This window comes from Micromonospora sp. DT227, assembly GCF_049841835.1.
Taxonomy (GTDB): Bacteria; Actinomycetota; Actinomycetes; order Mycobacteriales; family Micromonosporaceae; genus Micromonospora.
Genome location: NZ_JBNCLA010000008.1, coordinates 203,433 through 216,345, shown reverse-complemented (window position 1 = coordinate 216,345; position 12,913 = coordinate 203,433). Strand labels below are relative to the sequence as shown.

General features: G+C 72.5%; 10 protein-coding genes. 6 read left to right on the top strand and 4 right to left on the bottom strand.

All coding sequences use genetic code 11. The annotated features are described in order from the left end of the window. Window positions 1–51 precede the first annotated feature (51 nt). The 6 genes from ACLQ2W_RS25570 (at window position 52) to ACLQ2W_RS25545 (ending at window position 8,243) form a co-directional block, all read left to right on the top strand. A complete protein-coding gene (locus ACLQ2W_RS25570; protein ID WP_425789317.1) occupies window positions 52–1,548 on the top strand; it encodes a sulfatase family protein in 1,497 nt (498 codons plus the stop codon). 234 nt (window positions 1,549–1,782) lie between these two features. Then, window positions 1,783–2,637, top strand: coding sequence for a peptidoglycan-binding domain-containing protein (locus ACLQ2W_RS25565; protein WP_425789315.1), 855 nt, complete (start codon window positions 1,783–1,785; stop codon window positions 2,635–2,637). Window positions 2,638–2,669: 32 nt separating this feature from the next. Further along, the gene (locus tag ACLQ2W_RS25560; protein WP_425789313.1) at window positions 2,670–3,623 is read left to right on the top strand and encodes a hypothetical protein; all 954 of its coding nucleotides are present in this window, start codon (window positions 2,670–2,672) and stop codon (window positions 3,621–3,623) included. 224 nt (window positions 3,624–3,847) lie between these two features. Continuing rightward, window positions 3,848–6,649 carry an AfsR/SARP family transcriptional regulator gene (locus tag ACLQ2W_RS25555; RefSeq protein WP_425789311.1) on the top strand — a complete coding sequence of 934 codons (2,802 nt, stop codon included), beginning with the start codon at window positions 3,848–3,850 and terminating at the stop codon, window positions 6,647–6,649. 340 nt (window positions 6,650–6,989) lie between these two features. After that, window positions 6,990–7,145: a hypothetical protein gene (locus tag ACLQ2W_RS25550; protein WP_425789309.1), complete on the top strand. Its 156-nt coding sequence runs from the start codon at window positions 6,990–6,992 to the stop codon at window positions 7,143–7,145. Window positions 7,146–7,976: 831 nt separating this feature from the next. Beyond that, window positions 7,977–8,243 (top strand): LysR family transcriptional regulator, encoded by a 267-nt coding sequence (locus ACLQ2W_RS25545; RefSeq protein WP_425789307.1) that lies wholly within the window; start codon window positions 7,977–7,979, stop codon window positions 8,241–8,243. 17 nt (window positions 8,244–8,260) lie between these two features. Here ACLQ2W_RS25545 and ACLQ2W_RS25540 read toward each other — a convergent pair whose 3' ends face one another. Genes ACLQ2W_RS25540 through ACLQ2W_RS25525 form a run of 4 tightly spaced genes read right to left on the bottom strand, consistent with a single transcriptional unit; the run spans window position 8,261 to window position 12,875 of the window. After that, window positions 8,261–8,962, bottom strand: coding sequence for a dTMP kinase (locus ACLQ2W_RS25540; RefSeq protein ID WP_425789305.1), 702 nt, complete (start codon window positions 8,960–8,962; stop codon window positions 8,261–8,263). Further along, the gene (locus ACLQ2W_RS25535; RefSeq protein WP_425789303.1) at window positions 8,955–11,588 is read right to left on the bottom strand and encodes a phosphoenolpyruvate synthase; all 2,634 of its coding nucleotides are present in this window, start codon (window positions 11,586–11,588) and stop codon (window positions 8,955–8,957) included. The genes ACLQ2W_RS25540 and ACLQ2W_RS25535 overlap by 8 nt, the downstream gene beginning before the upstream one ends. A 20-nt stretch (window positions 11,589–11,608) precedes the next feature. Then, window positions 11,609–12,445: a hypothetical protein gene (locus ACLQ2W_RS25530; protein ID WP_425789301.1), complete on the bottom strand. Its 837-nt coding sequence runs from the start codon at window positions 12,443–12,445 to the stop codon at window positions 11,609–11,611. Continuing rightward, window positions 12,438–12,875: a type II toxin-antitoxin system RatA family toxin gene (locus ACLQ2W_RS25525; protein ID WP_425789299.1), complete on the bottom strand. Its 438-nt coding sequence runs from the start codon at window positions 12,873–12,875 to the stop codon at window positions 12,438–12,440. The genes ACLQ2W_RS25530 and ACLQ2W_RS25525 overlap by 8 nt, the downstream gene beginning before the upstream one ends. Window positions 12,876–12,913 lie beyond the last annotated feature (38 nt).

Genomic DNA, 12,913 nt, shown 5'->3' with positions numbered 1-12,913 from the left:
CATTACCGTTTGTTAAATAGATGCGAGTGGATTTCTGGAAGGCTCGGCCGCATGGCAACCACTCTCCGGATCCGCCTCGCCGCGATGTCCGTCGTCACACTGGCCGCCGTCGCCGCCTGGGCGCCGGCACGGGGCGCGGAGTCCGCGCCCGAGTCCGCCGCCGCCGCCGCGCCCAACATCGTCTTCGTGCTCACCGACGATCTGGCCTGGAACCTGGTGCCGTACCTGTCGCAGGTACGGCAGTTGCAGACGGAAGGAGTCACCTTCACCAACTACACCGTGACGGACTCGCTCTGCTGCCCGTCGCGCTCATCCATCCTGACCGGCAAGTTCCCCCACGACACGGGCGTGTTCACCAACGGCGGCAGCGACGGCGGATTCGCGGTCTTCAAGGGCCGGGGCAACGAGAGCCGTACCTTCGCCACCTCCCTGCAGGGCCGGGGCTACACGACGGCCTTCATGGGCAAGTACCTCAACGGCTACCTGCCGGCCGACACCCAGGGCGGGACGCAGCCCTACGTTCCGCCGGGCTGGTCCGAATGGTACGTGGCGGGAAACGGATACCCGGAGTACAACTACGACCTCAACGAGAACCGGGTGATCAAGCACTACGGCGACGCGCCGGCCGACTACCTCACCAACGTTCTGGCCCGTAAGGGCAGGTCCTTCATCCAGCGCGCCGCGGCGGCCGGGACGCCGTTCCTGCTGGAGGTCTCGACGTTCGCACCGCACAGTCCGTTCACCCCGGCCGACCAGGACCTCGACAAGTTCCCCGGTCTCACCGCCCCACGCGGCCCGGCCTACGACCGCCTACCCCGCCAGGCGCCCTCCTGGCTCGCCGGCAACGGACCCCTGACCGCTGCGGAGAAGGACAACCTGGACCGGAACTTCCGCAAGCGTGCGCAGGCGGTGCAGGCGGTGGACCGGCTGATCGCCAACCTCCGCGAGCAGTTGACGGCCAGTGGCGTCGCCGACAACACCTACCTGGTGTTCAGCTCCGACAACGGCTTCCACATGGGCGAGTACCGACTGACGGGCGGCAAGCAGACCGCTTTCGACACCGACGTGCGCGTACCGCTCGTCGTCGCCGGGCCGGCCGTCGCCCGGGGCCTGACCCGGCAGGAGGTCGTCCAGAACATCGACCTGGCGCCAACCTTCCAGCGGATCGCCGGCGCGGAGGTCGGCGCGGACGTCGACGGCCGCAGCCTGCTCGGCCTCGTCCAGGGCGGTGCGGCCCCGGGCTGGCGCAGCGGAGCCCTCATCGAACACCACGGACCCGGCCAAGCCGCCGACGACCCGGACGCCCAGGACCAACGCAACGGCAGCCCGACCACCTACAACGCGCTGCGGACCGCGGCTTACACCTACGTCGAGTACGCGAACGGTGAGCGCGAGTACTACGACCGCACGACCGACCCCGACCAGCTCACCAACATCGCCGGCGACCTTCCGGCGACGCGGCTGGCCGCGCTGCACCAGGCGCTCGCCGGTTACACCGGCTGCCACGGCCACTCGTCCTGCTGGACGGCCGGCGACGTGCCGGCCTGACCTGCCCAGCCGCGCCGTGACCGGTCCGTCCACCCGCGGACCCGTCACGGCGCGGTCGGCCCTCGAAATCGAGATGCTCGTCGTCGCTGGCCCTTCCGACGCCCTCCCGCACATTCCCGGCACATTCCGCGCTCATCGGGGGCAGGCGCCTTGACCCCGATCGGACGCCCGCCAATAGTCGTGCGGCATGCGCCCACATCTATCTATATGCGCTCGCCCCGCCGGCCGGGTCGGATGAACCGACGTCTCGTACGCCTGCTCGCGGTGGGGCTCCTCGCCGTCGCCGGCGCCCTCGGCCTCGCCGTGGCGACCACCGGACCGGCGGCCGTCAGCCCGGCATCCGCCGCCCTGCCCGAGGTCGACATGGAGGCGCTCATCAAGGCGGCCCAGATCGACCCGCGACGCGCGGACACCGCCCTCACCGAGGGCGCGAAGGACAGCGTGCTGCTGGTGGAGCGCGCGCTCCAGGCCAGAGGGCTGCTGTCGACCTCCTACGTGGACGGGCACTTCGGCACCAGCACCGTCGCCGCGTACGCGGCGTACCAGCGCTCTCTCGGCTACACCGGCCTCGACGCGACCGGCCTGCCCGGTCCGTCATCGCTGCGGGCGCTCGGCGACGGGCGCTTCACCGTCGTCCGGGCCCTCTCGCCAGGAAGCGTCGTGACCCTGCGCGGCGTGCAGGTCAACACGCGGACCAGGGCCATGCTGCTGGAGGCCGAGCGCCTGCTCGGTCGCCAACTCGGCATCACCCAGGGCTCGTACAACTCGGGCGTCGACGCGTCCGCGGGCACCCACGACGGCGGCGGCGCGCTCGACCTGTCGGTCAGCGGCCTCTCCTCGGCCACCCGGACGGACGTGCTGCGCCGGCTGCGCACGGTGGGCTTCGCCGCCTGGCTGCGCACCCCCGCCCAGGGGGACTGGGGCTACCACATCCACGCCGTCGCGCTCGCCGACACCGACCAGTCGACCGGCGCGCAGAACCAGGCCGGCGACTACTACCTCGGCCGCAACGGCCTGGCCAACCAGGGCCCCGACGACGGCCCGGTGGTCGGCAAGCGGACCTGGGAGGAATACCAGCGGTCCCGCTGACCGCTGTCACACCGGCACGACCAGGAGGATCCATGCCCATTCGTCACCACCGCCTCGTACGCGGCGCCATCGCCGTGCTCAGCACGGCCCTGATGACCGCGGCGGCCGGCCTCACCGGCGCCACCCCCGCCCAGGCCGCCGTCAACACGTCGCCGAACTACCTGGTGGTCTACAACAACAACATCGAGAACTGGCTGCCGGCGTCGTGCGCCGACGGCTACATCTGGGACCGGCTGCTCACCTACCTCAAGGGCCGGCCGCTGAGCCCGGACATCTTCACCATCCAGCAGATCTCGAACCAGACGCAGCTCAACACCCTCCTCCAGCGGCTCTCCGCCGACCTGCCGGGCACCTACGCCGGCAAGATCGCCATTGCGAGCCCGGGCTCCATGGGCTACACCAGCACCTGCGGCAAGCTGAAGAACCAGCAGACCAACGCGGTGATCTGGCGCTCGGACCGGTTCACCCCCGAGGCTGAGACCCGCTGGCGCTCCGACGCCCCCGAGAACAAGACCGGCGGGTGCAAGAACCTGGAGCCGACCTCAAGCAGCCAGGACCGGGTGGAGAACATCGGCGTCCGGCTGCACGACAACGTCCGCAACGAGGACGTCTCGGTCGCCTCCATCCACTGGCCCACCAACACCTGGAACGGCCCTGACTGCGCCGACGAGAACATGTCCGAGGCCGAGGAGGCGATGGGCCGCCTCGGTGGCGACCTCAAGATCGTCGCAGGTGACATGAACACCGAGGCCAAGACCAGGGGTTGGTGGGACGACGCCAAGGCGCTCGGCTACCGGGACCCGATCGCGGAGAAGTGCGGTAGCCGCGACTGCTCCTCGGCGTACGACACCAACGGCTCCCGGCGGATCGACTTCCTGTTGGCCAAGAGCGGCGGCGGCTTCAGCAACGCCGCCCACATCAGCCCGACGGCGACCGGCGGCGCGTACTCCGAGCACATCGCCGTCACCGCCTACGTCAACTACTGAGGCGGCCGGTCCACCCGAGAGGACCGGTCGACCTTCACCCGCCGGGTGTCGCCGGCGATGCTCCCTACGAGCATCGCCGCGGCACCCGGCGGTGCGTCGCGCCTCCACCGACGGGCACCAGGAAGCGAAGACTTTGAATCCCGCCCATCCCGAACCGGCCGAAGATCAAGCTAGGCTCTCACGGCCGGCAATCGGATCTCCGAGGGCATGGGGGGTCGCGGGTTATGACAGTCGCATTCGGCCTGCTGGGGCCGGTGACCCTGCACCTGGACGGGAGCGCGGTCGCGCTGCCGGCCGGCCGGACCCAGCTCCTGCTGGCCGCGCTGCTGCTGAGCCGCGGGCGGCGGGTCTCCACCAAGCGACTGCTGGGCGACCTGTGGGACGAGCCGCCGCCGTCGGCGCCGGTCAACCTCAGGACGTACGTGACGCGGCTGCGCGGCCTGCTGGGTCCCCACCGGGACCGGCTGGTCTGGGTGAACGCCGGCTACGCCCTGGCCGTCGAGTCGGGCGAGCTGGACCTCGACGGATTCGAGGTCGACATCCGGGACGCCCTGGACGCGGTCCGTCGCGGACGCCCCGAACAGTCCGCGCAGGCCCTCGCGGCCGGGCTGCGGCACTGGCGGGGCGAGGCGGCCGAGGGGCTGCCCCGCTTCGGGGCGTTCGGCCACAGCCTCGACGCGCTCGACGAGAGTCGATGGGTGTCGGTGGAGCGGTACGCCGCCGCCTGCGCCGAGGCCGGCCAGCACCACGCCGCGGTCGCCGCGCTGCGGTCGCTGCTCGCCGACCGACCGGCCCGCGAGTCCGCCTGGGAGGCCCTGACTCAGGCCCTGGTCCGGCTGGGCGAGCGGGCCGAGGCCCTGACCGCCCTGGCCGCGGCGGACGCCGCGCTACGCGCCGGCACCGGCCGGGGCCCGGGGTTGGTGCTGCGGGAGATCGGGCGGGGCCTGCGCGAAGGGGTACCGACGGCGCCCGGCCGTCCCGATGCCGCCGCTGGCGACTTGTCGCCGCGCACCGCGCCGTCCAGCCTCCCGCCGCCGGTCGTCCTCCTCGGCCGGGAGTGCCTGCTGAGCCAGATCGAGGCCACCCTCGGCAGGGCCGGCGCGATCGTGCTGCACGGTCCGGCCGGGGTCGGCAAGTCGGCGCTGGCCGGCGCCGTCGCCGCCCGGCTCGCCCCGTCCTACCCGCGGGGCCAGCTCTACCTCGACTTCTGCGGCAGCCCCGGGCTGACCCCGATGACGGTCGAGGAGGCCACCGGCAGCCTGCTCCGCGCGCTCGACGGCGAACGCTCGGGCGGCACCGCGGCCGCGGAGGCGGCCGAGTTGCAGACTCGGGTCGGCGACGGGCGGATGCTCCTGCTCCTGGACAACGTGGTCGACGCCGGCCAGGTGCGCCGGCTGCTGTCGGTGCTCGGCGCCGCCACCGTGATCGTGACCAGCCGCACGGCGTTGCCGACGCTGGACGTGACCCACCTCGCCGTCGGCGCGCTCGCTCCCGACGAGTCGGTGGCGCTGCTCGCCCGGCACGCGGGGCCAGAACGGATTCTCGCGGCCCCGGAGCAGGCGGAGGTGCTGGCCGACCTGTGCGACCATCTTCCGCTCGCGCTGCGGATCGTCGGGGCCCGGCTGGCCGGTCGTCCGGAGTGGGCCCTCGCCGACATGGTCGCCCGGCTCGCCGACGAGCAGTTCCGACTGGACGAGCTGAGCTGCGACGACCTGGCCGTCCGCGCCAGCCTCGCGGTCACCACCGACGTCCTCGCCGAACGCCCCGGCGGGCCCGAGGCGATGGCCCTGTTCGACCGTTGGGGCATGGTCTGTCCCCCGGCGATCGGTCTCGAACTGGCCCAGGTGCTCACCGGAGCCGATGCCCGTGAGGTGCGCGCGCTGCTGGACCGGCTGGCTGCCGCCGGCCTCGTCGAGGCGTGCGGCACGGACCGCTACCGCCTGCACGATCTCGTCCGGCTCTACGCGATGGAGCGCGGCCGGCGCGACCCGACGACCCGGGCGGCGGCGATCCACGCGGCCCGCTGCTACTGGCTCGGCACCACGCGACGGGCCGGCGACCACCTTCGGCGCGTTCCCGACCGACCCGCCGACGGGTTCGTCGAGGCGCGGCCCGTCGTGACCTTCGCCGACCAGCGGGAGGCCCTGCGATGGCTGGACCGGGAGCGGGAGAATCTGGTCGCCGCCGCACGCGTGGCGGCCCGGGACGGCACCACCGAGGGCGACCTGTTCGCGGTCCGACTGTGCGCGGAGATGTACCCCTTCCTCCCCATGCGGGGGTACTACCGCGAGCTGCGCGAGGTGGCCCAGGGGGCGCTGCGGTGCGCCCGGCGACTGGGCAGCCGCCCGGACGAGGCGACCGCGCTGACCTACTTCGCGGTGGCCCAGTCCCGGCTGGGCGAGACCGACCAGGGGGTCGACAACCTCCGGATCGCGCTCGCGCTGCGCGAGGCCGACGACGACACTCAGGCGGTGGCGGTGACCCTCGACCACCTCGGCGTCCTACTCGCTGCCGCCGGCCGCCTCGACGAGGCCCGGGCTGCCTTCCTGCGAGCCCTCGACCTGCACCGCCGCCGCGCCGACCGCCGGCGGATGGGCGTGACCCTCAACAACCTCGCCGACGTGCTGCTGCAACTCGACCAGTCCGACGCGGCGCTCGTCCACCTTCAGGAGAGCCTGCGGCTGCGCCGGGAGATCGGCGACGAACTGGGCCTCGGCATCACCATCCTGACCATCGGCCAGGCGTACGCCCGCAGTGGCCGGTACCGGCAGGCGTACGGATGGCTCGACCGGGCCCTCACCGCCGCCCGGGACACCGGCAACCGCGAGGCGGAGTGGCGGGTGCTCACCGTGCGGGCAAAGGTGCACCGCGAGACGGGCCAGCAGCTCACGGCCCGCGACGACCTGCACCTCGCGCTCGCCATCTCCGAGCAGACCGGCGACTCCATCGGCGCCGACGAGGTACGCCGGGCGCTGACCGCGCTCCGCGTTCCCGCCACGCCCCGGCGAGCGGCCGGCCCGCGCTGACCCGGCCCCCGCCCCGCCCCCGGGGGCCCGAGTTCGGCGGCGCTGTCGCCTCGGTCGAGACGATGCGGTCGGTGCGTCCTGAGCTGGCGGAGTCGGGTGCGGTGGACGAGCCTCCGCGCTGGTGCCACCGCGGCGAGCACATCCGGGCGGCGGGTCGACGGGCGGCGGTACGCAGAGTGGCCGCTCGAACGGCAGCAACGGCGGTCAGTCCGGCACCTCGTCGAACGCTCCGAGCTCCCAGGTCGACCACGTGCCCCTCCGCCACCGGCGTGGCGTTGCCGTCCCAGAGCCGCTGCGCGGGGGCGGGAGCGGCGCGGACCGCCGAGGTGCCGGCGTTCCAGTGACCGTGCCGGGCGAGGAAGGCGAGTTCGTGCTCCTGACGGCACGGTCCGCCGAGCAACTGGCGGCCTGGACGACCAGCGCGACGCCGCAGGAGGTGACCGACGCCCGCCACCGTCTGGTGATCGCGATGGCGCCGTCCGGCACGTGTCAATGAACCGCCGATCTGCGGGATCCGGCGATTTCCGGTCGCCGCTCTGCGAACTCCGATAATCTCGCGTTCGACTTTCCGGCGGTCGGCACGCTCCCGTCGCCCGACCGCCGCGAAAGGTCCCCTCCCGGTCGCGACGCACGACACAGCCACCTGGGCGACTTCGCTAAGCGACATTTCCCTCCGGCCCGCCGGCCGGATCCGCCCGGCTTTCCGGACCCGCCCGATTTCCGGTCGGCAAGTGGTGCTGCCGGCACGGCATCCGGCAGGCCGTTGCGCCCCGCCCACGGTTGGCGGCACACCACTCCGCGACCATGCCCATCCACGGGCCGGGACGCCGCGAACGCGCCGGTCACGGCGTCCGGCAGCGCAGCTCGGCTGCCCGGCGGACGGCGCCCGCCCAACCCCGGCAATCCGGCGGTGTTGCAGTGCGTCACGACATGAATACGCAATTGGAATAGCCGGACGCCTTCCATTCATGCAAGACTCGGATCAGCCGAAACACCGAGGCGGCAGGTCAGCCTCAGCAATTGCTCGCACTTGTTCGCGATACGTCCGCAGCCGACGGGCCAATGCCCGCTGCGGGTCGAACAACCGGTGAGGAAGTGGTGCCAGGATGGCTGTCAACCAGGAATACGGTCGCTGACCGTAGCGCCTTCACGATCTTCACACCCGGCCGCCGCACCAATCCCCAAACGGAACACCTTCCTACCGGAAGTGCGCGCCCGGACGATTTCACCGCCGGTGGAAACAATTGTCGCCGTCCGACTGCGGCCTGGTTCCTCCGACTCTACAAGTTGACGAACACGCCCGTCTTCGTTCTTTCCGGGGGTCACAATGGATTGGCAGGCCCTACACTCTTTCCGCACCGTCGCCCGGGAGCGCTCCTTCACGCGCGCGGCGGCCCTGCTGTTCGTCAGCCCCAGCACACTCTCGCACCGGATCAGGCGTCTGGAGAAGGACTGGGGCGTCCCGCTGCTCACCCGAACGACGCGGCGGGTGTCCACGACCCGTGGCGGAGAGGCGCTGTTGGCGGCGGTGGAGAAGATCGAGGTCGCGCTCGTCGAGGCCCGGCAGAAGGTCGCCGACATGACGCACACCTAGCGACGACCCCGTCGTCGTCACCGTACGCTAGACCCCTCCGCCAGCAGGCCCTGCCCGCGCAGCGCGTCGAGGCAGGCGGCGGCGACCCGCCCGGGTCCGAGGTCCGCCGTGGGAATCACCTGCCAGACCCGAGGATCGGCCATGCGCAGAAGCTCGCCACGGACCCGGCGCTGGTACCTGGCGAACACCGAGCGGGTGCCCGTGCCCCGGCGGGCGGGGCCGTACTCGGCGTCGTTGATGTCCTTCTTCCGGTCGGCGGCCACCTCCGGCGCGGTGTCCAGCAGCAACACCGTGTCCGGCCGGCGGACGGGGGCGAAGATCGATCGGACCGCCTCCGGGTCGGCGTGCCCGGCCGCGGTGACCCGGGCGATGAACTTGTGGTACCACCCGTCGGCCACCGTCACCTCACCCCGCTCCAACGCCGGACCGACGACGAAACGGTCGACCAGGGCGTAGTAGCTGGCCCGGATCAGCGCCCAGTGCACCGCGCCGAGAGACGCGTAGTCGAACGAGTGCGTCCGCTGCTTCAACGACAGCAACTCGGCGACGTACTGCGACACGGCCGGCTGACCCACATCGGTGCTGTTGTGCGCGACCAGGGTGGCGGGCACCCCGGAACGACGCAGCAGCTCCACCAGATGCGCCGCCGTGGTCGTCTTGCCGCTGCCGTCGATCCCCTCGAACGCGATGAACCGGCCGGCCGCGCCCCGTTCATCCATGATCGGCCGGCTCCACCACTCGTACCCGGCCGGTGGAGCCGTTGACCTCCAGCAGGGTTCCGTCCGCGACCCGCCTGGTCAGGTCCCTGATCTGCACGACGGTGGGGACACCGAGTTCCCGCGCGACGATCGCGACGTGGGTGAGCGGGCTGCCGCGCTCGATGAGCAGCGCGGCGGCGGACGGCAGCACCGCCACCCAGCCGGGGTCGGTGCGGTACGTGACGACCACATGACCGTCGACGCCGTGCGGGGTGTCCACCACGATCGCGGGGCCGGTGGCCGTTCCCGGCCCGGCCGCCACACCGACCATCTCGTCCCGCGGACCCATGGCCGGGGCGTCGTCGACGTCCTCGGGCCACTGCTGCCCGCCCGACGACGGGTACACCGCGCCCGTCGTGGTGAAGCGCTCGGGGGCGGTGGCGCCGCGGGCGTGGTCGGCCGACCGACGGGCGACGATCCCGGCCAGGTCGGACTCCACGAGCGTGCCCTCGTAGGCGCCGATGACCTCGTCCAGGGTGAGCAGGTAGACGTCGGCCGGGGCGGCCAGCCGGCCCGACCGGGCGAGGTCCGCACCCAGCGCGCGGAACATCCGCTTGACCACTCCGAAGGCCATCGTGCGCGAGAACCTGGTCTTCTCCCGGGCGGCGAAGGCGCGCTGAGCCCGGGTGCGGGCCCAGCGGTAGGCCAGGCGGCGGAACGGGCCGAGGCCCCGCAGATGGGGCGCGATGTCCGCGGCGGCCCGCTTCTCGCCGCCGCCGAGCGCGGTCGTGAGCAGCGCGAAGAACGAGGCGGGATCGTGCGAGAGTTCGGGCACCTCCAGCTTCAGCTCGTCGACGCTGCGATACCCGAAGCGGTCGATGTACGCGTCGATCCGGGCCAGGAACGCGTGGTGTCCGGCGTCCGCGAGGGCCTGCCGGGTCGCGGTCCCCTCCGTGTCGCGCACCAACGCCTCCAGCGCGGGGTCGGTCCGAACCTGCTCGGCCAACTCGGCCAGCCGTTCCGCGGGCTCGACGGAGACGACCTTGCCGGGCCCGGCGGCGGCCCAGGCCAGCCAGGGCGGCGCGTCGGGCAGCCAACGACGCGTGAGGTGGGCGAGCAGACCGAAGAAGACCCCGATGGCCTGGTCCGTGATGGACACCGGACCCCAGCGGGTGACGAAGTCGCGCTCCAGCGCGAGATAGCGGCGCAGCACCTCGTCGCCCGGCAGGCGGCCGTAGTCGACCGCGTCGTACGCCGCGAACGCCGCGTCGAAGCCGGTGAGGAAGCGCGCGACGATCCGGTCGCGGCGCAGCAGGCGCCAGGCGAAGACCGTCCGGGTCCGTGCCATCCGGAGCAGGCGGGCCGGCCCCGCGCCCGGCTCGTACGGCACCAGTGACTCCGCCACCTCCCTCGGCAGCGCCTCGCGGACGCCCAGGGTGAGTTCCAGGTTGCGTCGGCCGTTGTCGTAGAAGGGCGCCAGGCCCACCAGGCGGTACCAGTTGTGCAGGTTGTAGTAGACGTGGCCGTCGAAGTAGCCCAACAGGTACGGGGTCCACTGCTCGACCTGGTCCAACGCGGTGCGGTCGAGTCCGAGCGACGCGGCGTAGTGCCGGTAGACCTCGCCGTAGACGCGCCGGGCGAAACTGTAGGTCAGCGGCGAGGTGACACCCCGGAAGCTCTCGATGATGTTGGAGTTGTCCCAGGTGCGGATCTGTCCTGGCGGAGCGTCCAGCGCGCTCGTGATCGGCCGGCACTGCACGACCCAGAGCTGGCCGTCCGCGACGGCCCACTCGATGTCCTGCGGCGTGTCCAACCGTTCGTCGATGACGTCGGCCACCGCGCCGAGCTGCCTGAGCAGGTCCTCGTCGACGCACGCCTGCGCGGCGTCGGCCGGCGCCACCGGGTGCGGTGAGACGCCGCCGCCGGCGGCGGGCACGTAACGCTCGGACTTGTCCCCCAGCACGACGGACCGCACCGAGCCCGCCCGGTCCAGCACCACCGTGTCGGCGTCGACGGCTCCCGACACGAGACCCTCACCGAGACCCCAGGTGCCGCTGACCACCCGCTCCGTCCGCGATCCGGTGAGCGGGTTGGCGGTGAACAGAACGCCACTGACCTCGGCGGGCACCAGACGCTGGAGAACCACCGCCAGCCCTCGGGGGGACGCCTGGATGCCGTGCTGGGCGCGGTAGCTGACGCTGCGGTCGGAGAAGGCCGACGCCCAGCACCCGAGGACCGCGTCCAGCAGGGCGTCGGTCCCGCGAACGTTGAGGAAGCTCTCGTGCTGACCGGCGAAGGAGGTGACGTCGCCGTCCTCCTCCAGCCCCGAGGACCGGACCGCGAGGGGACCGTCACCCAGATCGTCCTCGATCCGCCGGATCGCCGCCCGCACCTGCGGGGCCGGCGCGTGCGTCAGAATGGCCTCCCGGAGTCGCCGGGCCTCCTCGGGGTCTCCGGGCGGGCTCGGCTCGCCTTCGCCCCGGGCGGGCTGGCAGCGTCGTAGGTGCTCGGTGAAGGCGTCGACCGGCAGCGCCCGCCAGTCGGGCACGGCGAGGCCGAGTTCACGCAGGTCACGGAGTCCGGCGGCCTTGCGCCCGCCCAGTGCGGCGACCTCGGCGACCGGCATGCCCGGGTGGAGAATTCGCATCGCGGCTCGCTCTCGTGGGTTCAGACCGTGGCGGCGGCGGTCACCGCCACCACCGACGGCAGGATCACCAGCAACGGCAGGCCCGGCCACCACCGCGGCGGGAGACCGCGGCGGTCGCGGATTCCGGCCTGGTGGGCGGCGGCCAGGCAGAACAGCCCCGCGACCGTCGCGGTGGCGACCGACACCGGACCGTTCAGCAGGCCGATACGGCCGGCCACGGCGGCGACCACCGCGCCGACGGCGGCGATGACGGCGGCAGCCCGGACCCGGCCCTCGGGCGTCAGGTCGAAGGGCGTGTAGCCGGCGTCGCCGGGTTTACGGGAGAACTTCCAGAACTCGTAGGCGCACCACAGCACGACGCCGACGGTCAGCGCGGCGCCCCACGCCACCGGGGCGTCGGCGGCGACCCGTGCGGACGGGAAGACCATGATCGCGAGGGGCACGCTCTCGTAGAGCACGAACAGCAGCACCGGCCGCCGCAGCGCCCGGTGACGCGCCACCAGGGGGCCCACCCACATGCCGGTCAACGCCACGGCGGCGGTCAGCACGGCCGCGGGTCCGGGCAGGCCGAGCAGCAGCGCCAGTGCGCCGGTCAGCACCAGGCCGGCGACCATGCCCGCCCGGGTGACCCGCTGCGGGAGCCGGCCCTGGGCGCGATCGCGGTCGAAGTCGTCGATGTCGTCCACCAGCCGCTGCGCCAGGAACAGCAGCATCGTGCCGGCGGCGCAGGCGGCGAGGGTGGCGGGCGTGGCACCGTCGTGGGCGAGACCCGCGGCGACCCCGGGAAGCGCGGCCACCACCATCAGCGGTACGGGGAACCGGGCGGCCAGGTACGGGCCCACCGCCCCGCTAGGCATGCGCCTGCGCGCCCACGGCCGAGGCGATCTGGACGCAACTGTCCCGCAGCGCCTTCTCGGCGACCGGGTTCAGCATCTCGGCCAGCAGCGGGATGCCGATGTCGAACGTGGCCTCCATCGTGATCACCGTCCCGCCCGACTCGGCGGTCACCCGCCACTGCCCGGTGAACACGTCCATGTCTCCGTCGAGTTGCGCGAAGGACAACGTTCGGCTCGCCTCGTCGACGACCTCCTCCTCACGCCATTCCAGGACCGAGCCCTTGAGCAGCACCGACCACGAGCTGACCCGGCGTCCGTCGGACAGCTCCCGTTCGATCTCCACCGACCGGACCACTGTCATGTAGGTCGGATAGGACTCGATGTCCTTGAGTTTGGCCCAGACCGCGTCGACACCTGCGGCGCAGACGGTCCGGGTGATCACATGCGGCATGACACTCCTCGCAATCGACGGCGGCTCGTGGCGGGACA